The organism is Shewanella psychrotolerans (assembly GCF_019457595.1).
Taxonomy (GTDB): domain Bacteria; phylum Pseudomonadota; class Gammaproteobacteria; order Enterobacterales; family Shewanellaceae; genus Shewanella; species Shewanella psychrotolerans.
Window position 1 is genome coordinate 1,164,412 of record NZ_CP080419.1, and the last position, 26,387, is coordinate 1,190,798.

Consider the following 26,387-nt stretch of genomic DNA (forward strand, 5'->3'; position numbering starts at 1 on the left):
GGTAGAGATGTTTACTGGGATCATCGAGTCTGTAGGAAGTCTAAGGAAAATAGAGCGCCGTGGAGAGGATATTCGCCTTACCGTTGCCAGCGGCAAGCTTGATTTAAGCGATGTTAAACTTGGCGATAGCATCGCGACAAATGGCGTGTGCTTAACCGTTGTAGAGTGCCTTAGTGATGGTTATGTCGCCGATATCTCTGCTGAGACAGTGTCTTTAACTGGATTCTCTCGCTATCAAGTGGGGCAGGAGGTCAATTTAGAAAAGGCAGTTACGCCGACCACTCGTTTAGGTGGACATATGGTGAGTGGCCATGTTGATGGCATCGCCAGTGTTGATGAGCGTGTGCATCGAGGCAAAGCAATCGAGTTTTGGTTGACTGCACCTAAGGGGCTAGCTCGCTATATTGCCCATAAAGGTTCAATTACTATCGACGGTGTTAGTTTGACGGTGAATGAAGTACAAGCTGAACGTTTTCGTTTAACCATAGTCCCTCATACTGCCAGCGAAACAACGCTTATCCATCTTAAAGCGGGTGACAGCGTTAATATCGAAGTCGACCTTATCGCAAGGCATTTAGAGCGTTTAATGATGTATTCGGGCCAAGAAGCAGGTGAAACTGTTAGCAAAGCCCCAGAAGTGACGATGGATCTGTTAGCTCGCTCAGGATTTTTAAGATAGCAGCTGGTAATAGCGTTAAATACTCATACTATAAAAATATTTCAAGGTCTAACAATGACACTACACAGCATAGAAGAGATTATCGAAGATATTCGTCTTGGTAAAATGGTTATCCTAATGGATGACGAAGACAGAGAGAACGAAGGTGATCTTATTATGGCAGCCAACTTGGTGACGCCTGAAGCGATTAACTTTATGGCGACCTATGGTCGTGGTCTTATCTGTCAAACCTTGACTAAAGCACGTTGCGAGCAGTTGAATTTGCCATTAATGGTGACTAATAACAATGCGCAGTTCTCAACTAACTTCACTGTGTCTATTGAAGCGGCAGAAGGGGTCACGACTGGGATCTCGGCTCATGACCGTGCTGTCACCGTACTCGCTGCGGTAGCCAAAGAGGCTAAACCATCAGATATCGTGCAGCCCGGGCATATTTTCCCACTTATGGCGCAAGAAGGTGGGGTGCTTATCCGCGCGGGTCACACCGAAGCGGGTTGTGATATTGCGCGCCTTGCAGGGTTAGAGCCGTCGGCGGTTATTGTTGAAATTCTCAATGACGATGGCACCATGGCGCGTCGTCCAGATCTTGAGGTTTTTGCGCAAAAGCATGGTCTGAAGATAGGGACTATTGCTGATTTAATTGAGTATAGAAACACCAAAGAGACAACCGTCATTCGCGAAGCAAAATGTAAATTGCCAACGCGTTTTGGCGAATTTGAGATGATCACTTATCGTGACACTATCGATAATAAAATTAACTATGCCTTAATTAAGGGTGAGGTTAAGCCAAACAGCTTAGTGCGAGTTCATCTGCAAAATACTTTTAACGATCTACTTTATTGTGAACGCGATGAAAAACGCAGCTGGCCATTAGAAAAGGCGATGGCGCGAATCGCAGATGAAGGAGGTGTTTTGGTGATTCTTGGTCATCAAGAGCACGGAAGCGAGATCCTCGCTAAGGTTAAGGCGTTTGAAGCAGAAGATAATGGCGAAGCCGTAGCGACTAAGCAGTGGCAAGGCACTTCACGTCAAGTGGGGATAGGTTCGCAAATCTTATCTGATGTTGGGGTGACCACTATGCGTCTACTTAGCTCACCTAAGCGTTACCATTCGCTATCAGGCTTTGGTTTAGAAGTGACTGAATATATTTCAGAATAATACTGATATGAGTGATTTCACTCATTTGATATAAATTGCATAGGGATCAACGCAAGCGGCTGTGGTATTATACGGCCTCTTTTTTCCCGTGCCGGGTTTGTTTAAGCTAATTTAGGTAAGATAAATGAACGTAGTTCAAGGTAATATCGAATCGAAAAATGCCAAAGTTGCTATCGTGATTTCACGTTTTAACAGCTTTGTGGTTGAAAGTCTGCTTGATGGTGCGGTTGATACATTGAAGCGCTTCGGTCAAGTTGAAGATGACAACATCACAGTTGTACGTGTACCTGGTGCAGTGGAGCTTCCTCTTGCGGCTCGTCGCGTAGCAGCAAGCGGTAAATTTGACGGTATCATCGCGCTAGGCGCTGTGATCCGTGGTGGTACGCCACATTTTGATTTTGTTGCAGGCGAATGTAACAAAGGTTTGGCTCAGGTTGCACTTGAGTTTGATCTTCCTGTTTCATTTGGTGTTTTGACCACAGATACTATCGAGCAAGCCATTGAGCGCTCAGGTACTAAAGCGGGTAACAAGGGTGGCGAAGCTGCACTTGGCCTACTTGAAATGGTCAACGTTCTGCAAGAACTAGAACAGCAGTTGAAAGATTAGGAACAAGAATGAAACCTTCAGAGCGCCGTAAAGCCCGCCGATTAGCGGTACAAGCTATCTATTCGTGGCAGCTAAGCGGAAATAATGTTGCCGATGTGGAGCATGAATTTTTAACTGAGCAAAAAATTGATGGTGTCGATGTTAGCTATTTCCGTGAGCTACTATCGGGAACCGCCACTAAATGTGCACAGTTAGATGAGTTAATTATTCCTCATATTGAGCGTCCGTTCGATGAGGTTTCACCTATCGAAAAGGCTGTACTTCGTCTAGCAACGTATGAGTTAACCTTTCGTAAGGATGTCCCTTTTAAGGTAGCGATTAACGAAGCTATTGAGCTGGCTAAGGCCTTTGGTGCCGAGGATGGACATAAGTTCGTTAATGGTATTCTCGATAAGATAATTGCTCGAAAGTGATAGTCGATACGGTGTCCTAGGATGCCGTTTTTTATGCCATCATTCGCCAGAAGTTGTTCTACAGGATGTAGGATCAGGCATTAACTTGATAATGGTTGTCAAACTGTGAAAGAGTTTAAAGTAATAGACCGTTTTTTTGCCGGGCGCGGCCAAACTCGTCGTGATGTCGAGTTAAGTGTTGGCGATGATTGTGCCCTCGTTAATCCCGCTGAAAATAAATCGATTGCTATCACCTGCGATACGTTAGTCGAAAATGTTCATTTCCTGCCAGATATGCCCGCGAAAGCCTTAGGCTACAAAGCGATTGCTGTTAATTTATCTGATTTAGCGTCGATGGGAGCTGAGCCAGCGTGGATGACGTTAGCGATCACCTTGCCCGAAATCGATGAGATTTGGCTTGAGGAGTTTAGCGCGGGTTTGAGTGATGCCGCTGAATATTATGGTGTAGCGTTAGTTGGTGGCGATACGACTCGAGGCCCCAAGTCGATCACTATCACCATTAATGGCCAAGTTCCTATGGGTAAAGCGTTAACTCGTTGCGGTGCTAAAAATGGCGATTGGATCTATGTTACTGGTACCTTAGGCGATTCTGCATTAGGTTTAGATGTTTTACTTAATAAGCAAATAGTTACCGATGATGCTGCGACCTATTTAATTCAACGTCATTATTATCCGACGCCTCGTGTCCTCGCAGGACAGGCGCTACGTGGTTTAGCTTCGAGTGCAATCGATCTTTCCGATGGTTTAGTGTCCGATATTGGCCATATTCTCAAGTGCTCTGAAGTTGGAGCCATAATCGATGTTATGGCGTTGCCATTGTCAGATGCGATGCGTAGCTCAGTTGATACCGATACCGCTTTAGGTTATGCCTTAACCGGCGGTGAAGATTATGAGCTATTGTTTACGGTACCTGAATCTCAGCGCGGTGCCTTAGAGATTGCACTGGCTCATGCCGGAGTTTCATTTGCCCGAGTTGGTCAGATTTCAACAGGCGATAAGCTACGCCTAAACAAAGATGGTGAGCCTTATAATCCACCTAATTTTGGCTTTGAGCATTTTACATCATGAATTTTCGTTCCACCGATCCACTATTGCGCCGACTCTCTCTTAGCAATCCAGTCCACTTCTTAGCCTTAGGTTTTGGCTCGGGATTGCTGGCTAAAGCACCTGGCACTTATGGTAGCTTGGCCGCTATTCCTGTGTATCTGCTTATGGCCAATCTCTCGTTACCTTGGTATCTCGGTATTACTCTGACGTTTATGCTCGCGGGTTTTTATATTTGTGATAAAGCCTCTAAAGACATGGGCGTGCATGATCATGGTGCCATCGTATGGGATGAAGTCGTCGGAATGTTGATCACGCTTATCGCCGCTCCAGCTGGTTGGGGGTGGTTGTTACTGGGCTTCTTACTGTTTCGTGTTTTCGATATCCTTAAACCCTGGCCAATCAAATGGCTCGATGCCAAGGTACATGGTGGATTTGGCATCATGATCGATGACGTACTTGCGGGCGTGTTCTCATTTTTGTGCTTGCAAGGACTCGTGTTCCTTGTCGGTTAGTTTGCAGCTTTGAATGAAGCTCACGTATTTGTGTATGTTGGCTTGATGTCGCGATTATGAAAACAACCGTAGACTTGAGATGAATTAACCATTCGAAGGGTTAATTCATCTCGATTATTTTTAGCCTAAGTTTAGGTTATCTGCGTTCAGTGACGATTTCTCGTGAGAATACCTTTTCGCAGTATTTACACTTTAGTTGTATCTCTTCTTTTTTAGCGATGACTTTAAAGCTGCTGTCCACAGGCTCATTATGAGTGATGCAGTTGCTATTAGGACATTTGAAGATCGTATTAATTCTGTCTGGTAGCGACAATGTCAGCTTTTTAACCACTTCATAATTTTCAATTTGGTTTACGGTTGCATTTGGTGCATATAAAGCCAGTTGGTTAGCTTGATCTGCATTGATAAACACATTTTCAATCTTAATGAGATCTTTGGCTCCCAAAGCCGACGATGGCAGGTTTAAGCCTATCGTCACTCTTTGATTGGTTTTATGCATTTTGAACAGCTTAAGCACTTTTATTCCTACATTGGCGGGAATATGGTCGATAACGGAACCATTTTTTATCGCTTCAACCTGTTGGGTTTCCTTCGTCATAGCTATCATCTCCTGCTTAAAGTTGTTCGTTTAGTACTAGTGCCAGTAGTGCTTCACGCGCGTAAACCCCATTTTGTGCTTGCTGAAAATAGTAAGCGTGTTTGGTTTTATCTACATCGACGGTAATTTCATCTATACGTGGTAATGGATGCAGTACTTTTAGATTGTCTTGCGCATCAGTGAGCATGGCAGCGGTTAAGATATATGCAGCCTTCATGTGTACGTACTCAGACTCGTCTAAACGCTCTTTCTGAACGCGAGTCATGTAGAGAATATCTAGCTCAGGGATCACCTCTTCCATGGTGGCGTGCACACTATAGTTGATGCCTGCTTGGTCTAACTCTTCGCAGATGTAATCTGGCATGGCTAGGATCTCAGGAGAGATAAAGAAGAAGTTTATGTTGTTAAATTTTGACAGCGCTTGGGTCAATGAATGCACTGTGCGGCCATACTTTAGATCGCCAACGAACGCGATGTTCAGGTTGTCTAAGCGACCTTGCGTTTCAAAGATTGTATAGAGATCTAGTAAGGTTTGGCTTGGGTGCTGATTCGCCCCATCGCCGCCGTTAATGATTGGTACACCATGAGAAAACTCTGAGGCTAGACGTGCTGCACCCTCTTGTGGGTGACGCATAATAAATGCGTCGACATAAGAGGATATCACCTGTACTGAATCGACTAGGGTTTCGCCTTTTTTAGCTAATGATGTGTTGCCGCTGTTATCAAAACCAATCACTGTTCCGCCGAGGCGTTGTATTGCGGTTTCGAAAGAGAGGCGAGTACGTGTTGATGGTTCAAAGAAACAGCAAGCCACGACTTTATTTTTTAATAGTTCTGGATTTGGCTCTGCTTTAAGTTTTCCGGCAGTTTCAACGATAAGTTCAAGTTCACTTCGGCTTAATTCCGGAATGGATATGATGTGTTTTTGAAACAAGGAGTTCGCCATGGCTTCTCTTTCCTATATTATAGATAACGGATACAAAGGGTTTTAAACTTATCAGCTAGGTTTATATTCAAGTTGTGCAATGAATATACTCTGTCGATAACGGTTTAAAACAGTCTGCTTTTACGTAAAAAGCAGATAAAAAAAAGCCCCCTTAAACAAGGAGGCATTTTTTTGAAATCGAAAAACAGAAAGGTAAAACCAACGCCGATACTCGACGATAATGAGTCAAGTTGTACTTAACTGCTTGGTTCATTTTTTCTCTCTGTTTTGAAAAATCCCGTGGGATTATACGCCCATTTCTTGTGATCGCAAGCGTTTGCATTATCTCGTCATTTCGTCAGCCACGGTGCAGCCGTACCATTATGAACAGCTATAACTAAGGCGGTTGTTATTGCTGCAATCTCTCTACAAGACTTGCTCTTTTAGATTCCAGCTTATCAAGGCTTTCTTGATACCGTTTAAATGAAGGTATGCCTGAACAGAGTATAAATTTGCCCATGGGGTTATAAACGTATTGGCTTATCACATCTAACGATAGCGTTCTAGGGCACTCTTTTAACGGGGATGTGCCAGCCAGTATGGCTGCGTAGCGATTGGCCGTATCCTGATGTTGCATTAATGGCAATAGTAACCACTCTGCTAATTTGGTTGCTATGTCGGCGGAATCATCGATGACTTGGGTCGCTTGAGTTATTTTTATAAAGTAGCTCCATTCTCCGATTTTTACCTTATTGAGTGAGAGTATTTTTGGCGACACCGCCTCTAGCCAGCTTTGTGGTAGTGATGATCGCGCTTCTTGCTTAGATAGCTGAGTGATAATGATCTCCCCCAACTTCATGTTCATTTCTATGGCGCTGTTGCTGATCATTTTAGTTATTAAAATATGAGTATCAGCAGATATTTGTTGCCAAAAGCGCATATCTCTATTGATGGCATCAATAATCAGCGAGGTCTCTATATGGTTTGTATTCGCATACAGATTAAGTAGATAGAGCTTTTGTGCGATTAACAGGCTGGAAAAAGGCGTCGATTCTGAAAAAGTGCTGAAGTTGGTGTCATCTTGCCAAGTGCCAATATTGAGTAACTGCTGGTAGCGTTCGAGCAACCATAGGTATTCATCAAGCTGGATATGACCATCTTTATTTAGTGCCGTTTTGCAAGCTGAGACAAAATCATCTTTGTTGAGACATTCATCTATTGGTAGTTGAGGCTTTTTAAAAGCAGCCACTTTATATTTTTTAGCTTTTCCCTGACTTTGTATTTGTTCGAAGCGCTTAATGCCAATATCGAGTGGTGAGAGATCTTTAGCGACATCAAAACCTAATGCAAATAGGTAGGCGTTGTTTTCGAGATTATTTGCCAGATTACTATTGATGTTCTCTATCTCGGTAAGATAGGTTTTTGCCTGCTCTGATGGCGCTTCATCTTTAATATTAATCAGAACAACGATGAGATAAAAACTGACCGGAATAAGCAGTAGTGTGATTAAAATCCATTTTAGAGCATGGAAAAAATGATGCATGAATAGAGCCTTTAACTGCTGATTTTATTATTGATTAATCAGTCTAACAGCAAACTAGCTAGCGAACCATCCCTTAGGTTTAGCTGTCTTTAATCATTGCCAACAACAAGCTTGCATATTGAGGAAGCTCCCTCTCAATAGCAGAGCGAGCACATCGTTATACTGACAGGTATAAGCCCGCCTAAAAATCATAAAATAATATATGAAAAAGCGAAGGGAGTTCCTTCGCTTTATGGGAGTCATTGGCAGGCAGAAGATCAGCCTTGGAGTAACTCTTTTGCGTTAGCGAGGGTGTTATTGGTAATGGTATCTCCGCCCAATAATCTGGCTAGCTCTTCGATACGTTGGTTCTTATCCAGCGGCACCATAGAGGTTTCGGTTTGGCCTGCTTTACTCTGTTTATTCACAAACATATGTTGATGACCATTGCCTGCAACTTGCGGTAAGTGGGTTACACATAGGACTTGGGTCGATTCGCCAAGTGAGCGCAGCATTTTACCGACGACCGCTGCTGTTGGTCCTGAGATTCCGACATCAACTTCATCGAATATTAGGGTCGGTGTGGCTACTTTCTTAGCGGTGATCACTTGAATGCCAAGGCCAATACGCGACAGCTCGCCACCGGAGGCCACTTTCGAGATAGCTTGTAGCGGTTGTCCGGGATTGGTTGTGACTTGAAACTCGATTGTGTCACAGCCATTGGGTGACATGATCTCTTCATTAAAGCGAACATCGATAACAAATTTCCCCTTAGGCATGCTGAGTTCATGAATCGACTGGGTCACCTGTTTATCGAGTTCTTTCGCGTAACGGCTACGGCTTTGACTGAGCTTTTTAGCATGGGCGATAAACCCTTGTTTGCAGCTTTCTAACTGCTCCTCAATCTCTTGCAGCTTCTCTTCATCAGAATCTAGTGTGCTTAGTTCTAGGCTTAAGTCTTGGTGATGCTGATACAGCGCTTTGGCGCTTACGTGATGTTTTCGTGCCAATTGCATAATCTTAGATAAGCGTTGTTCTAGATACGCAAAATGATCAGGGTCGAGCTCTAAGCCATCGAGGTAACGTTGTAGCTCGCTACTGCTTTCTTGTACTTGGATGAGCGCATCGTTAAGCATATTGCCAATGTTGTTAAGCGCCGGATCATAGCCTTCTAACTCTTGGGCGTGATCAATTGCCATATTGAGTACCGATTCGACAGCGCCTTGTTCATTGTCTTGCAATAGAAATAGCGTGTGTTGACAGGCTTGCACTAAGGCTGTGCCATTGGCGAGTTTCTTGTGCTCTGCTTCTATTTCTTCAAATTCAGTTTCACCTAAATCAAACTCGTTAAGCTCTTCTACTTGATATTGCAGTAACTGTTTGCGAGCAATGCGTTCATGTTGTGATTGCTGTAGCTGCTTTAGCTCTTTGTCTATCAGCTTGTAGCGTTGATAGCTGGCACTCACGCTATCTAATAACATCCTATGGTTGGCATAGCTGTCTAGCAGTGTGAGTTGATGCTCACTTTTAAGCATGGCGTGGTGAGCGTGTTGTCCGTGAATGCCGATAAGCAGTTGGCCTAAGGCGCGCATCTGATTGAGTGGGACGGGGTTTCCGTTGACGTATGCACGTGAACGTCCATCGCTGCTAATGGTTCTGCGTAAAATACACTCGTCGTCAAGCTCGAGATCATTATCTTCAAGCCAGCGTTTTGCTAGGGGAATATCGACTAAAGAGAAACGGGCGCTAACCTCTGCTTTGGTGGCACCAGGTCTGACGGTATTGGCATCGGCGCGATTACCTAGGCATAAGCCTAAGGCATCTATCGCGATAGATTTACCAGCGCCAGTTTCACCTGTGATACTGGTCATGCCGGTTTTAAAGTCGAGTTCTAAGAAGCGGACAATGGCAAAGTTATTGATGCTGAGCTGACAAAGCATGATGACATCCTTTTACAAAGTACTGTATTAATGCACAGTATATACTGATTTTTTATACAGTAAATACCTGTGTGCTTTTTAAACTTATTTTTAGCACACTTTTTCATGCTAACTATAAAAGCTGATCAAGCAAAGGTAATACGGCAAAGCTGAGCACAATTCCTAAACTGATATTTTGTGCGCTAACAGTGGCATTGACTTGGTATCTGTGTGACAGCAGGTAAACACTTGCCGCCGTTGGCAGGGCGGCTAGAATCACCCCCATCTTTAACAGCTCATTACCGACGCCAAATGCTCTGAATAGTAAGTAGACCACCAATGGTTGTAGCAATAACTTGAACAAGTTAAGCATAGCCAACTCTGTGGCAGTTGAGCTTTTATGGTTAGCGTTACGTCCCTGTTGTTGGTTGGCCTTACACAGCACCATGCCAATCGCAAATAGGGCACAAGGGCTGGAGGTCATACCAAATTGGCGAATAATCCCGCTTATTGGCGGATATAGTTCGATATGTGAGGCAGAGATCCCAACGCCGATTAAGCTTCCTATAATGATTGGATTTTGCAATAGGGCTAAGGTGACCGTTTTTAATGCGCTTTGAGTTTGTCCTTGATATAGGGCGAGTTGCGCTAACACTATGGCAAATACGGTTACAGATAGCAGGCTGGCTATCGCTGCCGCGGCCAGTGCCAGCTGATCGCCAGGATAGAGCATCATCATTAAAGGAATGCCGATAAACGAGGTATTGCCAAAGGTGGTGTTAAGCGAGCGAATTGCGGCGATATCTCGCTTATTTTTGTCGCGCCATAAAGAAAGTAAGGTGGTTAAAAGATAAATGATTGCCATCGCAACGCCATAGCCCGCGATGAAGCCCCAGTTGGCGATCTGCTCTATAGGCGTCTCGGCCAGTACAATAAGCATTATCGCAGGAAATGCTATGTAGTAGACGTATTGGTTGAGCACGTTATCAGTATCTATGGGGAGAATGCGACTTTTTTGCATCACAAAGCCAGTTAACATAATACCAAAGACGATAAAAAGTGGGGTTAGGATAGGCCACATACGACAAATTTATCCTTAAACTGTACGGCCACCGAAACTAGCATAACTAGTGAAGCTGCTGCTATTGCGCAAAAGTCTAATAGAGGTCACATGATGCACGTTAATCACTAATGAGTAATAAGGGGATTAACGGTGCTTATTGGTTAATTTATTCTTGGCGTCTTTGGTTTTTTACTTTTTACCGGGAAGTTTAGGGCGCGGTTTTTCTGTAACGTTTGTTTGCGCATCACTGTTTAATTCAAGCTTGGATTGCGGTAGCACGCCTAACTCTTCAAAGAACTGGATTTGGCGTCTTAGTTCAAATAGGGAGTCTGTACGTCTCTGCTCCCCTATGATCAATACCCAAGAATCGGTTAATCCATCAAGATTGGTTAACACATGACCTTGATATATGAGTTTTCTCATTATCGATTAAGCAGCGGTGATCCCGATATTAGATACGCCAGATTCGATGATCTCTTTACGTAGCGATTTAACGAAATCGGCGGTCAATTTGGGATTATCTTCGATGATTTCCAGTAGAGAAGATTGCAACTCTTTCTCTTCGATCATCACTTCGTGGTTAAAGATGAAATCGTCAAGTGCTTGCTCGTCCATCTCTTCTTCTACCGTGGCTTCGATATAGTTCGCCACAGTGCTTGATGACAGCTTGCTGATATTGGTAATGTCGTCTTCTACTTTACTCTGTAGCGCGCTAAGCAAAGAGGTGAGGGCTACGGCCGCATCCATCGCAGGATAAACGCCATAAGCATCAAAATCACTTGGTTCAGGGGTATTGAGATCGAGGCGCTCTAAATAGATATCGATATTAAGTTTTAACTTTTTGTCGTACATCGATTGCCACAACAAGTTTAGTACGGTATCGAGTACTTGTGGATCTCCAAACTCACACACTTCGCTAAACAGTAGATAGTTGGGGTACATGCGTTGACAAAGCGCGATAGCAAACAACTTCTTTTGTTCAAGTTCTAATGCTTTTAATCGTTTGAAGAACCCTGGTTTATTACTCATCGATCACATCCATAGATAACTGGGATATTACTTGGTTAGCGGCAGATTCTACCTTAGAAAGCTCATCAAGTAACTCTAGTATTTCAGGTTCCACCTCTTCGACGCAGCCATTTTTCTTGAGAGATAGCTCAATTTCACGGCAAAGTCGTTGGGTAGTCGGCACGCCGCAGTAACAACTGGCACCATGCAGTTTATGCACATGTGTCAGCATAGCTTCGTTGTCTAGCATATCTAACGCCTGAGACAGATTATTTCGTGTCTCTGGCATCGAATCTAAAAGCATCTGTAGCATCTCGAGTGCAAGATCCGCTTTCTGATTCGCTTGGGTTAGGCATAACTCCCAGTTGAGCGTATGCTGATCGAAATGGGTGAACTTAGGCCGGGTCTTCCATCGACTAATGACACTTTTGAGTGCTGCTTCGTCGATAGGCTTGGGCAGATAACCATCCATACCACTTTGATTTATGCGCTCACGTTCTTCGGCTATCGCATGTGCCGTTACCGCGATGATTGGCGTGTTGCGGTTAACCGAATGTTCTCTGATCTGTTTGGTTGCGCTAAAACCGTCGGTGCCTGGCATCTGAATATCCATAAAGATCAGATCAAAACTACGCGTCTTGGCGATATCTACGGCTTTTTGACCATTATCGGCCACAGTTACTTGAGTAACGAGTTCACGCAATAGCGTGTCGATAAGTTTTAGGTTAGCCAGGTTGTCATCTACCGCCAAAACATTCATAGGTTCTCGACTTAAGTCCTTTTCGACTGTGTCGCTAAAGGGCAGTGATTCCATCGTCGCCTTATGTGGATTGATCAGGGCCACTGCTAGGGAGCGTTCACCTATAGGGGCATACATTACCTTATCGACGCTAGGTTGAATCATGCTCATTTTGGCTGTGCTGTCATTGCTGTTGCACAGATAGAGTGAGTAGTCGCTTACTTTACGAATACCGTTTAGGATTTCAGCTAAAGATGGACTCTCTGCCAACTCATTACAGCTAATCATGGCGTAATCGAAGTGGGACCGTGGATCTTGGGTGATCTTTGCTAATTGTTCTAGGGTCGTCACATTGGTAACGTTCATTTTCCAGTGTTCGAACAGGTTTCCGTGAACCGTTCGCGAAAGCTCTTTGGGTTCAAACAGCATGATCGATTTATGTCTAAGCTTATCGGTTTCCAATGCCTGACTAATGGGGTATTGACTGAGTTTTAATGGCAGCGTAAACCAGAAGGTGGAACCTTTATTTGGACTCGATATACAGCCGATTTGTCCACCCATCTGATTAATGAGGCGTTTGGTAATGATCAGCCCAAGACCGGTGCCACCAAAGCGGCGAGAGATAGAGGAGTCCGCCTGACCAAAAGCTTGGAAAAGTTGATTTTGGTGGTGTTTATCGATTCCGATCCCTGTATCGGTGATCTCACAGCGGATTGTGATCTTTTCTGGCTCTTCATCCGTGAGACGCATTTTTAGGTGAACGCTACCGCTATCGGTAAATTTAATCGCATTTCCCACGAGGTTAGTGATCACTTGCCCCACTCGCAGCGAATCGCCAGAGACATTATCATTAATCGTCGGTTCGATATCGATCACTAGCTCGAGCTTTTTCTCTTTAGCACTATTGGCCAGCAATGAAATGGTGTCTTCGACTATTTCACGCAGCGCAAACGGCATGTTCTCAAGCACCATTTTTCCCGCTTCCAGTTTGGAGAAATCGAGAATGTCATTAATGATCCCTAAAAGATTTGTCGCACTTTTTTCAATGGTCTTTATGTAGTCTTGTTGACTGGAGTGTAAAGGCGTTTTTAACAACTGTTTGGCAAAACCAATCACGCCATTGAGTGGTGTGCGAAGTTCGTGAGACATGTTGGCTAAGAATTCTGACTTAATGCGACTGGCTTCTAGGGCACGCTTTTTAGCAAGATCTAATTCGACGTTTTGAATTTCAATCTGTTCAAGGGTTTCACGCAGGTCCGACGTGGCTTGATCGATATTCTGCTGCATCTCTTCATGATAATCTGACAGCGAGCTGGCCATGGCGTTGATCCCCCGTTTTAGCAGGTCCAGCTCACCAATAAGATTGCCGTCGACACGATTATCGAGTTTACCTTCGCGGATCTTAGCTACCACCCTGACCATATCGGTAATGGGCTGGGTGACGTTTTTAACTAATCTGAACGTAAACAACAGATTAAGCTGTACACCTATCAAGACTATGATAAATGCTGCCACTGCCGCGCGATGCTGCTCTAACAGGGCGTTTTCTTTATTTATTAATACCGCGATGTAGCCAAGCCTTGCGGAACTGTCCAGTTGGGCCGTCGCGTTTTTGTCATAGGGGCTGACAATTAATTCTCGCTGGCTAGAAAAAATCGGACTGCGTAAGATAATGCTGTCGCCAAATTGCTCTAATTCCGTGGTGGCTAGGGACTCAATCGGCTCGTTATAACGCATGAATTCATGGCTTTTGTAGTAATGCGAGGTCACTATCACTCGATTGTTAGTATCGAAGATGGCAATGAATTGCACTAAGTTCGATTTATTGAGCTGTACCGAGGTAATGAGCCTTTTTGTGGTTTCGAAATTCTTGGTTTCTAGGCCAATTTCAGCCGCGATCGCCAATGGTTCGATGATGTTACCTCCGCGTTCAATTAAGCTTTGTTCCAGCTCATAGAAGCGATTTATGGTAAAGTAGCTGCCAAGCAAAATGCCGACCAAAATAGTGGGCGCTAATGCCAGCACAAGAACCCAGGCTCTTAAGCTGTATTTAGTCATGTTGTCGGCACTATTCATGGCGTTGGCTGATTAACGTTGGTGGTTGATATAGGTTACATTAGACTGCCAGACTTTGTGCAGTATTTACTAGTATTTTTATTGTTTTAGAGACAGAAATGGCGCAATTTTTTAAACCTAAACCGAATAAATTAAAACAAACTTCAGCTAAGCAGCAGTTTGAGATCAGGGATTTGGATCATCTTGGTGCTGGCGTTGCCCATCATCAGGGGAAAATCGTATTTATCCCCGGTGCGCTTCCTGGTGAAAAGGTTACTGCGCAAATTGTTGAGCAAAAAAAGCGTCATGCAAAAGCGAAATTATTGTCTGTTGATACCCAGTCTGCCGGCCGGATAGCCAGTTCCTGCCCCTATTATGGTGAGTGTGGCGGCTGTGATCTGCAGCATTTAGACCTTGCTAAACAGCGAGAATATAAACAGCAGGCCCTCATTAATCTGGTCGATAAGATGGGACATGTTAACCCAGATGAAATCGCTCTCCCATTGGCAGGTGAAGGTTGGTATTACCGCCGTAAGGCGAGACTTGCTACCAATTATCAGCGCGACAGCAAAACCCTAAAATTAGGATTTCGTGCATCATCGAGTAATCAGGTCGTTGATATCGCAAAGTGCCCAGTGCTAGCAAAAGAGCTGTCTGATATTATCGCGCCGTTAACCCTAAGTTTAAATCAGTTAACGGCAAAACGTAGTTTGGGTCATGTTGAGCTGATTTCAGTGGAGTCTGGTCCATGGGTGGTGATTCGCATTACCCAACTGTTGGGCGATAGCGATAAGCAAATCTTGCTCGCTTTTGCACAAGCGCATCAGGTTCAGGTCGCACTGCTCGATGAGCATGGTCAAATAGATCCGCTAGTGGGTGAGCTGCAACTGCCATTTTATCTACTCGATAATGAGTGCCGCTTGAGTTTCTCACCGGGTAATTTTATTCAAGTTAATGGTGAGATGAATAGCCAGATGGTAAGGCAAGCCATCAATTGGTTGAACGTTAAACCGGGTGAGCGAGTATTGGATCTGTTTTGCGGGGTTGGCAACTTTACCATTCCACTCGCTAAGGCGGGCGCCGAGGTGGTTGGTGTCGAAGGCGTTGTTGAGATGGTTGCTCAGGCGAAACTTAATGCTGCTCAAAGTGATGTGAGCCAAGTGGAGTTTTATCATGCGGATCTGAGCGCCGATATCTCCTATCAGCCATGGCTTGGACGCATCGATAAATTGCTTATTGATCCTGCAAGGGCGGGAGCTTTTGAAAGCCTGCAATGGTTGAAGACGATGAAGCCACAATCTGTGGTTTATGTTTCATGTAATCCAGTGAGTTTGGCGAGAGATTGTGAGCCATTACTTAAGCAGGGCTACAAAATGAGGAAATTGGGTTTAATTGATATGTTTCCTCAAACTCATCATATCGAAGCCATGGCGTTGTTTGAATTAGATAAATAATTGTTAACAATGGTGTGGTTGGGCAAAATATCTACGTTTGTCAATTGACAACCGAGGTGGAATCTTCAAGATAGTGGATTAAGAATTTTACGTGTTATGGAATGGTATTCACTGGGGCGAGAATCGAGATCTTCAGCGCGTATACAGGAAAAAGGACAATCATTAGATGGTATCTGTAAGAGAAGCACATTTTAATGACCAAGATTTTCAATTAGCCGAGTGGGTTAATCGGTATCTTGATGATGCAGATGAAGCTAGCATCTTGCTTGAGTTAATGAAGCAAGTTGAGCAGCTCGTTGCCAAAAATAGTGCCAAAGATCTCGCCAAAGATAGCCTTTTAAGCCAGCGCGCGCGGGAGATGATTGAGATCTTGGCACCGCTGAATATGGACATTGAAACCCTGCAAGCGGCGGTGATATTTGTCGTCCATGACGCTGGCGTGATCAACGCCGAGCAGGTTGAAACACTGTTCGGCGCTAAGCTTGCCACGCTCGTCAGTAGTGTGGTTACCATGAATGCCATAGGTGCATTAAAAGTTAACGAGCAGAGCCGCAACGCTGAACCCCAGATCGATAATATCCGCCGCATGTTGTTGGCCATGGTCGAAGATGTGCGTGCGGTGGTGATTAAACTCGCCGAGCGGATCTGTTTGCTCAGAGAGATTAAAAATGCCGATGAAGAGACTCGAGTCCTGATCGCGCGCGAAATTGCCGATATTTACGCGCCACTCGCTAATCGTCTTGGGATTGGGCAATTAAAGTGGGAGCTTGAAGATATCTCCTTTAGATATCTGCATCCAACCACTTACAAAGATATTGCTAAGCAGCTTGATGGTAAGCGGGTTGATCGTGAGATCTATATCGATAATTTTGTTAGTCAGTTGCAAAAACGCCTCGATGAAGATCATATCCGTGCCAAAGTGTACGGCAGGCCTAAACATATCTACAGCATCTGGAAAAAGATGCGCGGTAAAGATCTTAAATTTGATGAACTGTTTGATGTGCGCGCGGTGCGTATCGTCACCGATCGTCTGCAAGACTGCTATGGCGCCTTAGGGGTTGTGCATACCCTTTGGCACCATATCCCCAAAGAGTTTGACGATTATGTGGCCAACCCTAAACCAAATGGCTATCAGTCGATACACACCATCGTTGTGGGACCTGAAGGGAAAACCGTTGAAATTCAAATTCGTACCGAGCAGATGCATGAAGATGCCGAACTTGGTGTTGCGGCTCACTGGAAGTATAAAGAAGGTGCTACTGGCAAGCAAAGCGGCTACGAAGAGAAGATCAATTGGCTGCGTAAAATCTTGCAGTGGCAAGAGGATGTGGCTGAAAGCGGTAATTTAGTAGACGAAGTGCGTAGCCAAGTCTTTGAAGACCGTGTCTATGTGTTTACCCCAAATGGTGAAGTCGTTGATTTGCCGATGGGTTCTACTGTACTTGATTTTGCTTATTATATTCACTCCCACGTTGGTCATAAATGTATTGGCGCCAAAGTGGATGGGCGTATTGTGCCATTTACCTACCAAGTTGAGACGGGTGAGCGTATTGAGATCATTACCTCGAAACACCCAAATCCCAAGCGTGATTGGCTAAATCCGAATTTGGGTTATATCCGCACGTCTCGAGCACGTTCTAAGATCCAGCATTGGTTTAAACAGCAAGATCGCGATAAGAATATCGTCGCGGGTAGGGAGATGCTCGAACACGAGTTATCTCGCAGTGGTTTGACCCTTAAAGATGCTCAAAGCGCGGTGGAGCGCTTTAATATGGTGGGGATGGACGATCTACTTGCCGGTATCGGTGGTGGGGATGTGCGCCTTAACCAAGTGGTTAACCATGTTCAGAGTCGGATGCGCATTAATCAAGTGTCAGAGGAAGAAGCGCTTGAAGATCTGCTGAAGAAAAACCATGCCCGTTCGGATAAAAGAAGCAAGGGGCAGGTTGAGGTCAATGGTGTTGGCAATTTGATGAGCCACATTGCCAAATGTTGTCAACCTGTACCCGGTGATGAAATCTTTGGTTTTATTACCAAAGGGCGAGGTATTTCGGTGCATAGGGCTGATTGCGAACAAGTTAAAGAGTTAATGCGAGTTCAACCTGAACGCAGCGTCGATGTGGTTTGGGGCGAGAATTACTCTGGTGGTTATAAACTGCGTATTAGAGTGTTGGCTAATGACCGTAGTGGGCTTTTAAGAGATCTAACCTCGGTGTTAGCGGCTGAAAAATCAAATGTACTTGCGATGAGTTCATCATCAGATGTGAAGACTCAAACGGCCGCAATCGAATTGGAATTGGAGCTTTATAATCTAGAGGGATTATCTCGGGTGATCTCTAAGCTATCGCAAGTCGATGGCGTACTAGAAGCCAGAAGACTATAAAGTGTAATAATCGTGACTCTGAAGGCGGCGTTAGTCGCCTTCTCTTTTTTGAGATCTAACTATGACCGCACCGAAGAATATTGAGCGTCTGCTCCAGATCATGAGCAAGCTGAGGGACCCAGAAACGGGATGCCCTTGGGATCTAGCACAAAATTATCAAACAATTGTGCCATTTACCCTCGAAGAGGCTTTTGAAGTCGCTGACACCATTGAGCGTAATGCGCTTGATGAATTACCCGGTGAACTCGGTGATTTGTTGTTTCAGGTGATCTTTTATTGTCAGCTTGGGAAAGAGCAAGGTTTATTCGATTTTGCCCTAGTGGTCGATAAAATCTGTAATAAATTGACCGAGCGTCATCCTCATGTGTTCGGTGGACTCTCTCAGGCGACGACACAAGAGGTTAAGCAAACTTGGGAAGGAATTAAGGCTAGTGAGCGGATAGGGCGCTCGTTGCATTCTGTATTAGATGATATTCCGCTTAATCTCCCAGCCTTAAGTCGCGCCGCTAAAATACAACGCCGCGTTGCCACCGTAGGATTCGATTGGGATGAACTCGAACCTGTTGTGGGTAAAATTCACGAAGAGATAGAAGAGGTACTTGTTGAGGTTAACGCTCCAGAACAAGATCCTCAAAAAGTCACAGAGGAGATGGGCGATCTGTTATTTGCAGTAGTCAACCTGGCTCGACATATAGGCGTCGATGCAGAGCAGGCGCTGCGTCAGGCTAATATCAAGTTTGAACGTCGCTTTCGTGGTGTTGAAGCCTTAGCCAATGTTGCGCAAAAGCCGATGAAAGAGCATTCATTAGCGGAGTTAGATAGTTATTGGGAGCAAGTTAAAGTGAATGAAAAGACAAAAGCGTAAAATATATCGCTTTGTTGTTTGTCGAATCACTACAGCTTTGGTATAATATTGCCCCGTCCTAGTGCTTTCTTACAAGCACATATTTCCAACTCATTTTCTCAGGTTCAGCATGACTACAAGGTATATCTTCGTTACTGGTGGCGTGGTTTCATCACTAGGTAAAGGCATTGCAGCAGCATCATTGGCAGCAATTTTAGAGGCTCGTGGCCTCAATGTAACCATTATGAAGCTGGATCCTTATATTAACTTGGATCCAGGTACCATGAGCCCAACCCAGCACGGTGAAGTTTTCGTGACTGAAGATGGCGCTGAAACTGATCTTGACTTAGGTCACTACGAACGTTTCATCCGTACTAAGATGAATCGTCGTAACAACTTTACGACGGGTCGTATTTATGAAGAAGTGCTTCGTAAAGAGCGTCGTGGTGATTATTTGGGGGCGACCATTCAGGTTATTCCGCATATCACCAATGCAATTAAAGAGAAAGTGCTTGAAGGCGGTGAAGGCCATGATGTGGCAATCGTCGAAATTGGCGGTACTGTAGGGGATATTGAATCTTTGCCTTTCCTCGAGTCTATCCGTCAGTTAGGTGTGGAGTTAGGACGTAGTCGTTCACTGTTTATGCATTTGACCTTAGTGCCATTCTTGGGCGCTGCAGGTGAAGTGAAGACTAAGCCTACACAGCATTCGGTAAAAGAGCTTCGTTCAATCGGCATTGCGCCAGATGTGTTGGTTTGTCGTGGTGATCGTGCGATTCCATCAAATGAAAAAGCGAAAATTTCGCTATTTTGTAACGTAGAAGAGCGCGCCGTCATTTCACTTAAAGATGTCGATAGCATCTACAAAATCCCAGCATTACTTAAAGCACAAGGCCTTGATGATTTAGTCACCAAGCGTTTTGGTTTGGAGTGTAAAGAAGCCGATCTGTCTGAGTGGGAAAACGTTATCTACCAAGAAGCAAATCCTACTGGTGAAGTGACCATTGGTATGGTCGGTAAGTATATCGAACTTCCAGATGCTTATAAGTCAGTAAACGAAGCCCTAAAACATGCTGGTTTATTTAACCGCGTGTCGGTTAACATCAAATATATCGACTCTCAAACGGTTGAAGCTAAGGGTGAAGAAGTTCTGCAAGGACTCGATGGTATCTTAGTACCTGGGGGCTTCGGTGAGCGTGGTGTTGAAGGTAAGATCTTCGCGGCTAAGTTTGCTCGTGAGAACAACTTGCCTTATTTCGGTATCTGTTTAGGCATGCAAGTTGCTTTGATTGAGTTTGCTCGTCATGTCGCTGGGTTAGAAAATGCGCATTCAACCGAGTTCAACAAAGAGACTCCTCACCCAGTTGTGGGTTTGATCACAGAATGGATTGACGAACAAGGTAATATCGAGCAACGTCATGAAGCATCTGATTTAGGTGGCACCATGCGCCTTGGTGCGCAGCTTTGTCATCTGGTCGAAGGAACCAAAGCGGCAGCAGCTTACAAGGGCTTAACCTGTGTAGAGCGTCACCGTCACCGTTACGAAGTGAACAACACGTACAGAGAACGTTTAGAAAAAGCTGGCTTAGTGTTTAGTGGTCTATCATCTGACCGTCAGCTAGTTGAGATGATTGAGCTCCCTAACCATCCTTGGTTTGTGGCTGGTCAGTTCCATCCTGAATTTACATCAACACCTCGCGATGGTCAGCCATTGTTCGAAGGTTTCATTGCAGCCGCCGCCGCGTACCAAAAACGCGATTTGGGCTAGTACATAAACAAGAGCCGCTTCCGAGTGTCGGAGGCGGCTTTTTTGTCTCAGATGATGTAAATTTAGCGATAACAATTTTAGTTTTGCATTAACTTTTAAACTTAAATCTTAAACTTAAAGTCGAGGAAATTATGGCTAAAATTATTAATGTCATTGGTCGTGAGATCATGGATTCACGCGGTAACCCAACGGTTGAAGCGGAAGTTCATTTAGATGGCGGATTTGTAGGTATGGCTGCTGCACCATCTGGTGCATCAACTGGTAGTCGTGAAGCATTAGAATTACGTGATGGCGATAAGAGCCGTTACATGGGGAAAGGTGTATTAACTGCCGTAGCTAACATTAACGGTGAGATCCGTGATGCGCTAATGGGTAAAGATGCGACTGCACAAGCCGAACTTGATCAAATCATGATCGATCTTGACGGTACTGAGAACAAAGACAAGCTAGGTGCTAACGCGATTCTTGCTGTTTCTCTTGCTGCTGCTAAAGCCGCCGCAGCTTTCAAAGGCATTCCGCTTTACGCTCATATTGCTGAGTTAAACGGTACGCCTGGTCAGTACTCTATGCCTGTTCCTATGATGAACATCCTTAATGGTGGTGAGCACGCTGATAACAACGTTGATATCCAAGAGTTCATGGTTCAACCTGTTGGTGCAAAAAGCTTCCGTGAAGCACTCCGCATGGGCGCTGAGATCTTCCACAGCTTGAAGAAAGTACTTCAAGACGGTGGTTTGAGCACTTCTGTTGGTGATGAAGGTGGTTTCGCACCTAACCTTGCTTCTAACGCTGATGCACTTGCGATGATCAAAGTTGCTGTAGAAAAGGCGGGTTACAAGCTAGGTGAAGATGTGACACTTGCGCTTGATTGTGCAGCGTCTGAATTCTACAAAGATGGCAAGTATGATCTTTCTGGCGAAGGCAAAGTATTCGATTCAAACGGATTCTCTGATTTCCTTAAATCGTTGACTGAACAATATCCAATTGCTTCTATCGAAGATGGCTTAGATGAGTCAGATTGGGAAGGGTGGGCATACCAGACTCAAATTATGGGTGACAAAATCCAGTTAGTGGGTGACGATCTATTTGTTACTAACACTAAGATTTTGCAACGTGGTATTGAGAACAATATCGCTAACTCGATCTTAATTAAGTTTAACCAGATTGGTTCGCTAACTGAAACGCTAGCTGCTATTCGTATGGCAAAAGAAGCTGGGTATACTGTTGTTATTTCACACCGTAGTGGTGAGACAGAAGATGCAACGATTGCCGATCTTGCTGTGGCAACTGCTGCTGGCCAAATTAAGACGGGTTCACTATGTCGTAGTGATCGTGTTGCTAAGTACAACCAACTACTTCGTATCGAAGAGCAGTTAGGTGAAAAAGCACCTTATAACGGTCGTAGTGAGATTAAAGGCAAAGCATAATTTGCTCATTAGCCAATAATTTGTGAAAAGGCCACCACTTGGTGGCCTTTTTTGTTGTAATATCTCTTCAGACTTTCTAACAGTGATATAGCCATTAAGGATGAAGCGACTTCTAATAGCCATAATAGTTCTGTTTTGCCTACTTCAGTACAGACTCTGGGTGGGAGAAAATAGCCTGCCTGAATCATTTCAACTGCAAGAGCAGATAAAGCTGCAACGTCAAAGTAACGCCAAATTGATAGAGCGGAATCAAGTGCTTAAGGAGGAGATCATCGATCTTCGTCGGGGGACCGAAGCGTTAGAAGAACGCGCGAGAAATGAGCTTGGTATGGTTAAACAAGGAGAAACTTTTTTTCGTGTAGTGGGGGAGCCGCAGCGAAATGGTGACATCAATCGGTAACTCCTCTTGTGCAATCGGCTAGTTGAATCAGTAGATGATTTGGCATGATATGAGTTTAAATAAATGAATCAAATTATTGAACATCTTGTAGCGATAGTTCCAGCCGCTGGGATTGGCAGTCGCATAGGGGCTGAAATTCCTAAGCAATATTTGATGTTAAATGAGCAGCCAATTATTGCTCATACTCTAGATGTTCTGCTTAAACACCCTAAAATCGCCCAAGTGATTGTGGCTGTTAGCCCTAACGACTCCTATTTTGCTAAGTTACCTCAAGCAAATGATCGAAAACTGAAAGTGGTTGAAGGGGGACAAGAGCGCGCGGACTCTGTTTTAGCGGGTTTATCTTGTGCGCCGCAGTCTGCTTGGGCGTTGGTCCATGATGCGGCTAGACCGTGTTTGCATCCAAGCGATATTGACCTGTTAATCCAGGCCGCTGAACAGCAGAGCCAGCATGATAAACAGCCTCAAGGTGCTATCTTGGCCATGCCTGTGCGAGACACCATGAAACGCAGTAACCACCAAGGTAATATCGAGCAAACGGTTTGTCGTGATAATCTGTGGCACGCGTTAACCCCCCAGCTTTTTCCCGTTGTAACCCTTAGGGATAATTTAACCCAAGCGCTAGTCAAAGGGATAAGTGTTACCGATGAAGCGTCAGCGATGGAGTGGGCAGGTTTTAGGCCGAAGTTGGTGCGAGGACGCGCAGACAACATTAAGGTGACTCATCCTGATGACCTTCGTCTGGCGGCACTCTTTTTGAACGACAACTTAACTAACAACGTAAATAACAAATTGAATCACAACGATTAGGCTCATTCATGAGCGGATGAAACAGGGAATAATATGAATATTCGCATTGGCCATGGTTTTGATGTACACAAATTTGGTGGTGATTTACCACTTATTCTCGGTGGTGTCGAAGTCCCTTATGATACAGGTCTTGTCGCTCATTCCGATGGTGATGTGGTATTGCATGCTATCTCCGACGCAATTTTGGGAGCGATGGCCTTGGGCGACATAGGTAAGCACTTTCCTGATACCGATCCTGAATTTAAAGGCGCCGATAGTCGAGTATTGCTGCGTCACTGCTATCAACTGGCTGTGGATAAAGGATATTGTTTGGGTAATCTCGATGTCACAGTGATCGCTCAGGCACCAAAGATGTTGCCACATATAGAAGCGATAAGAGCCTGTTTAGCGGAAGACTTACTCAGCGATATCGATGCGATTAATGTCAAAGCAACCACCACAGAAAAACTTGGTTTCACAGGGCGCAAAGAAGGTATAGCGGTTGAAGCCGTTGTGCTGATGACAAAAGATATTTAATACGAGAATTTTATGAGTTCACTTCACTATTTACATGGTCAACCTCAATCGAGTGCCGATTTACGTACTTATAATAGCGATTTTATGGTTGAGGAAATCTTACCATTCTTGCCTACCGGCGAAGGTGAGCATCATATGATCCACGTGCGCAAAGAGGGACTCAATACTGCGGATGTGGCTAGAATGTTGTCTAGTTTTGCTGGAGTACACCCAAAAGAGGTCACCTTTGCGGGACAAAAAGATAAAAATGCCATTACTACTCAATGGTTTGGTGTGCGTATTCCTGGTAAAGAAACGCCTCAATGGGATGCTCTTAATAGCGATCAGTTGACGATTATTAGCAGTAGTCGTCACAGTAAGAAATTACGAACAGGTGCGTTGGCAGGTAACAGATTTACGCTCACATTAAGAGCCCTATCTAGTATTGAAGATGTTGTTAAGCGTATCGAGCTTGTAAAGCAAACAGGGGTGCCTAATTATTTTGGTGAACAACGCTTTGGCCATGACGGAAAAAATTTAATTTTCGGTCGTCAGATGCTTGCTGGTCGTAACGTTAAAGATCGCAATAAACGTAGCATGTACTTGTCAGCAGTTCGCTCACATATTTTTAATGAGATGGTTTCCTCACGGTTAGCAATGTTTCGGACGCAAGTTCTTGATGGTGATTGTGTCATGCTAGCGGGAAGCAAAAGCTATTTTGTCGCTAACCCTTGGGACGAAGAACTAGTGGGACGTTTAGCACGGAAAGATATTCAATTGTCTGCGCCATTATGGGGTAGAGGGCAAGCGCTTTCTCAAGGGAAAGCTTTAGAGTTTGAGGCATCCATTTCTGATCAATTTAGTGAAGATTGTTTTGGTCTTGAGCAAGCAGGCTTGAATCAAGAGCGTCGCGCTTTACTGCTTGAGCCTCAGAATTTGAGCTATGAAGTCGAAGGCGATACCTTAGTGCTCAAATTTGCTTTGCCTGCTGGGTGCTTTGCAACTTCAGTGCTGAGAGAGTTGACTCAGTATGAAGATGTTAATGACAGAGAGTTTAAAGCTAGGCGATCAGCTCAGGGTGTTAGCAGCAATGATTAAAGTATTAGTAAGTAACGATGATGGTGTAGGTGCACCAGGTATTGTGGCGTTATCAGATGCATTAGCTCAGTATTATGATGTGATAACGGTCGGCCCCGATCGAAATTGTTCCGGTGCTAGCAACTCTTTAACCTTGACTAATCCTTTGCGAATTAATACGTTAGAAAATGGTTACATTTCAGTAAATGGAACTCCGACCGATTGTGTCCATTTGGCGATTCGAGAACTGTTTGATGATGAACCCCATATTGTTGTTTCAGGGATTAATGCTGGGGCGAATATGGGGGATGATACATTATATTCAGGTACCGTTGCGGCAGCGATGGAAGGACGATTCCTAGGGCTTCCTGCAATCGCTATCTCTTTAGTTGGCCGAGAGTTGCTCCATTATGATACAGCCGCGAAGATAGCCTGTAAGGTGGTTGCTGGTTTAATCAACAAGCCAATCGCTAACGATCAGATATTGAATGTTAATGTTCCCGATCTGCCTTTTGATGAGATCAAGGGGATCAAGGTTACTCGCCTGGGTGCCAGACATCGAGCGGAAGGTATGGTACGAACAATAGACCCTGCAGGACGAGAGATTTTTTGGCTTGGCCCACCAGGTGAAGAGCAAGATGCGAGCGAAGGTACCGACTTCCATGCCGTGGCCAACGGTTACGTTTCTGTGACCCCGCTTACAGTGGATTTGACTGCTTATGAGCAGCTTTCAACAATGAAACAATGGATTGAACAACTATGAACGGTGTCGCCACCACATCAGCATTAAATTTAGCAAGAAGTCTACAAGGCGCGGGTATTGCCAATGGAGACGTACTTTCGGCAGTTGCAAAGACGCCTAGAGAGCTATTTCTTGATGCCGCATTGGGGCATAAAGCCTATGAAAATACAGCTCTTCCAATTGGGCAAGGTCAGACTATCTCTCAGCCCTATATTGTGGCGAGAATGACAGAGTTGTTGCTTGAATCTAAGCCTAAAAAGGTATTAGAGATTGGCACGGGTTCTGGGTATCAAGCGGCCATATTGGCGCAATTAGTTGATCAGCTATGTACCGTAGAGCGGATAAAAAGCTTGCAGATACAGGCTAGACAACGCTTAAAACGTCTCGATCTGCATAATGTTTCATTTAAATATGGTGATGGCTGGCAAGGTTGGGCAAATAAGGGACCTTTCGATGCCATTATGGTCACAGCAGCGGCAAGCAGCCTACCTCAAGCCTTGTTAGAACAGTTGGCTCCAAATGGGGTGTTAGTCATTCCGGTTGGTGAGGAAGTTCAACAGTTACTTCGAGTGACTAGAACCGAGTCGGGTTATCTTACTAAGAAGATAGAGATGGTTAAATTTGTACCATTAGTCAATGGTGAGCTTGCCTGATGTTTCAGTGGTTATAATATGTCGTCAATTGCGCAGATATTTATCAATCAAAGAGATAAAATGAGCAATCTTTTTACCATAAAGAGGCA

The 26,387-nt window shown here is 44.5% G+C and carries 25 protein-coding genes; 17 read left to right on the top strand and 8 right to left on the bottom strand.

The genetic code is table 11. The annotated features are described in order from the left end of the window. The first annotated feature begins 7 nt into the window (after positions 1–7). The 6 genes from K0I62_RS05160 (at position 8) to K0I62_RS05185 (ending at position 4,416) form a co-directional block, all read left to right on the top strand. Entirely contained in the window at positions 8–679 is a 672-nt protein-coding gene (locus K0I62_RS05160; protein ID WP_220070434.1) for a riboflavin synthase, read from the top strand. 54 nt (positions 680–733) lie between these two features. Next, positions 734–1,837: a bifunctional 3,4-dihydroxy-2-butanone-4-phosphate synthase/GTP cyclohydrolase II gene (ribBA, locus tag K0I62_RS05165; RefSeq protein WP_220070435.1), complete on the top strand. Its 1,104-nt coding sequence runs from the start codon at positions 734–736 to the stop codon at positions 1,835–1,837. Positions 1,838–1,961: 124 nt separating this feature from the next. Beyond that, positions 1,962–2,444 carry a 6,7-dimethyl-8-ribityllumazine synthase gene (ribH, locus tag K0I62_RS05170; RefSeq protein ID WP_220070436.1) on the top strand — a complete coding sequence of 161 codons (483 nt, stop codon included), beginning with the start codon at positions 1,962–1,964 and terminating at the stop codon, positions 2,442–2,444. Between the two features lie 8 nt (positions 2,445–2,452). Continuing rightward, a complete protein-coding gene (gene nusB / locus K0I62_RS05175) occupies positions 2,453–2,857 on the top strand; it encodes a transcription antitermination factor NusB (protein WP_220070437.1) in 405 nt (134 codons plus the stop codon). A 105-nt stretch (positions 2,858–2,962) separates the two neighbouring features. Continuing rightward, positions 2,963–3,925, top strand: a complete 963-nt coding sequence (thiL, locus tag K0I62_RS05180; protein WP_220070438.1) for a thiamine-phosphate kinase — start codon at positions 2,963–2,965, stop codon at positions 3,923–3,925. After that, a complete protein-coding gene (locus K0I62_RS05185) occupies positions 3,922–4,416 on the top strand; it encodes a phosphatidylglycerophosphatase A family protein (RefSeq protein ID WP_220070439.1) in 495 nt (164 codons plus the stop codon). The genes thiL and K0I62_RS05185 overlap by 4 nt, the downstream gene beginning before the upstream one ends. 136 nt (positions 4,417–4,552) lie before the next feature. Here the strand turns inward: K0I62_RS05185 and pyrI are convergent, their stop codons facing one another. From pyrI to barA, 8 genes are all read right to left on the bottom strand, one after another. Next, positions 4,553–5,014 carry an aspartate carbamoyltransferase regulatory subunit gene (pyrI, locus tag K0I62_RS05190; RefSeq protein ID WP_220070440.1) on the bottom strand — a complete coding sequence of 154 codons (462 nt, stop codon included), beginning with the start codon at positions 5,012–5,014 and terminating at the stop codon, positions 4,553–4,555. A 16-nt stretch (positions 5,015–5,030) separates the two neighbouring features. Next, positions 5,031–5,960 (bottom strand): aspartate carbamoyltransferase, encoded by a 930-nt coding sequence (gene pyrB / locus K0I62_RS05195; RefSeq protein WP_220070441.1) that lies wholly within the window; start codon positions 5,958–5,960, stop codon positions 5,031–5,033. Positions 5,961–6,348: 388 nt separating this feature from the next. Further along, entirely contained in the window at positions 6,349–7,482 is a 1,134-nt protein-coding gene (locus K0I62_RS05200; RefSeq protein WP_220070442.1) for a hypothetical protein, read from the bottom strand. A gap of 257 nt (positions 7,483–7,739) precedes the next feature. Then, on the bottom strand, positions 7,740–9,401 hold the full coding sequence (gene recN / locus K0I62_RS05205; RefSeq protein WP_220070443.1) for a DNA repair protein RecN: 1,662 nt from the start codon (positions 9,399–9,401) through the stop codon (positions 7,740–7,742). Between the two features lie 112 nt (positions 9,402–9,513). Beyond that, entirely contained in the window at positions 9,514–10,461 is a 948-nt protein-coding gene (locus K0I62_RS05210) for an AEC family transporter (protein WP_220070444.1), read from the bottom strand. A 171-nt stretch (positions 10,462–10,632) separates the two neighbouring features. After that, positions 10,633–10,866 carry a hypothetical protein gene (locus K0I62_RS05215; RefSeq protein WP_220070445.1) on the bottom strand — a complete coding sequence of 78 codons (234 nt, stop codon included), beginning with the start codon at positions 10,864–10,866 and terminating at the stop codon, positions 10,633–10,635. A gap of 6 nt (positions 10,867–10,872) precedes the next feature. Further along, complete coding sequence (locus K0I62_RS05220) at positions 10,873–11,472, bottom strand: YjaG family protein (RefSeq protein WP_220070446.1); 600 nt, start codon at positions 11,470–11,472, stop codon at positions 10,873–10,875. After that, on the bottom strand, positions 11,465–14,248 hold the full coding sequence (gene barA, locus K0I62_RS05225) for a two-component sensor histidine kinase BarA (protein WP_434086825.1): 2,784 nt from the start codon (positions 14,246–14,248) through the stop codon (positions 11,465–11,467). Before barA ends, K0I62_RS05220 begins: the two co-directional genes overlap by 8 nt. Positions 14,249–14,364: 116 nt before the next feature. On the opposite strand from barA, the gene rlmD reads away from it, so the two are divergent. The 11 genes from rlmD to K0I62_RS05280 all read left to right on the top strand — a co-directional run bounded on the left by rlmD (position 14,365) and on the right by K0I62_RS05280 (position 26,298). Further along, positions 14,365–15,699 (top strand): 23S rRNA (uracil(1939)-C(5))-methyltransferase RlmD, encoded by a 1,335-nt coding sequence (rlmD, locus tag K0I62_RS05230; protein WP_220070448.1) that lies wholly within the window; start codon positions 14,365–14,367, stop codon positions 15,697–15,699. Between the two features lie 166 nt (positions 15,700–15,865). After that, positions 15,866–18,082, top strand: a complete 2,217-nt coding sequence (gene relA / locus K0I62_RS05235; protein WP_220070449.1) for a GTP diphosphokinase — start codon at positions 15,866–15,868, stop codon at positions 18,080–18,082. Between the two features lie 61 nt (positions 18,083–18,143). Continuing rightward, the gene (gene mazG, locus K0I62_RS05240; protein ID WP_220070450.1) at positions 18,144–18,947 is read left to right on the top strand and encodes a nucleoside triphosphate pyrophosphohydrolase; all 804 of its coding nucleotides are present in this window, start codon (positions 18,144–18,146) and stop codon (positions 18,945–18,947) included. A 109-nt stretch (positions 18,948–19,056) separates the two neighbouring features. Continuing rightward, positions 19,057–20,694 (top strand): CTP synthase, encoded by a 1,638-nt coding sequence (gene pyrG / locus K0I62_RS05245; RefSeq protein ID WP_220070451.1) that lies wholly within the window; start codon positions 19,057–19,059, stop codon positions 20,692–20,694. A 131-nt stretch (positions 20,695–20,825) separates the two neighbouring features. Next, positions 20,826–22,121, top strand: a complete 1,296-nt coding sequence (gene eno / locus K0I62_RS05250; protein ID WP_220070452.1) for a phosphopyruvate hydratase — start codon at positions 20,826–20,828, stop codon at positions 22,119–22,121. A gap of 100 nt (positions 22,122–22,221) precedes the next feature. Continuing rightward, the gene (gene ftsB / locus K0I62_RS05255; RefSeq protein WP_220061541.1) at positions 22,222–22,521 is read left to right on the top strand and encodes a cell division protein FtsB; all 300 of its coding nucleotides are present in this window, start codon (positions 22,222–22,224) and stop codon (positions 22,519–22,521) included. A 63-nt stretch (positions 22,522–22,584) separates the two neighbouring features. Continuing rightward, entirely contained in the window at positions 22,585–23,331 is a 747-nt protein-coding gene (gene ispD / locus K0I62_RS05260) for a 2-C-methyl-D-erythritol 4-phosphate cytidylyltransferase (protein WP_220070453.1), read from the top strand. 33 nt (positions 23,332–23,364) lie between these two features. Then, positions 23,365–23,847 carry a 2-C-methyl-D-erythritol 2,4-cyclodiphosphate synthase gene (ispF, locus tag K0I62_RS05265; RefSeq protein ID WP_220070454.1) on the top strand — a complete coding sequence of 161 codons (483 nt, stop codon included), beginning with the start codon at positions 23,365–23,367 and terminating at the stop codon, positions 23,845–23,847. A gap of 12 nt (positions 23,848–23,859) precedes the next feature. After that, a complete protein-coding gene (gene truD, locus K0I62_RS05270; RefSeq protein WP_220070455.1) occupies positions 23,860–24,924 on the top strand; it encodes a tRNA pseudouridine(13) synthase TruD in 1,065 nt (354 codons plus the stop codon). Continuing rightward, the gene (gene surE / locus K0I62_RS05275; protein WP_220070456.1) at positions 24,917–25,666 is read left to right on the top strand and encodes a 5'/3'-nucleotidase SurE; all 750 of its coding nucleotides are present in this window, start codon (positions 24,917–24,919) and stop codon (positions 25,664–25,666) included. The genes truD and surE overlap by 8 nt, the downstream gene beginning before the upstream one ends. Further along, entirely contained in the window at positions 25,663–26,298 is a 636-nt protein-coding gene (locus K0I62_RS05280; protein WP_220070457.1) for a protein-L-isoaspartate(D-aspartate) O-methyltransferase, read from the top strand. Before surE ends, K0I62_RS05280 begins: the two co-directional genes overlap by 4 nt. Positions 26,299–26,387: the final 89 nt, after the last annotated feature.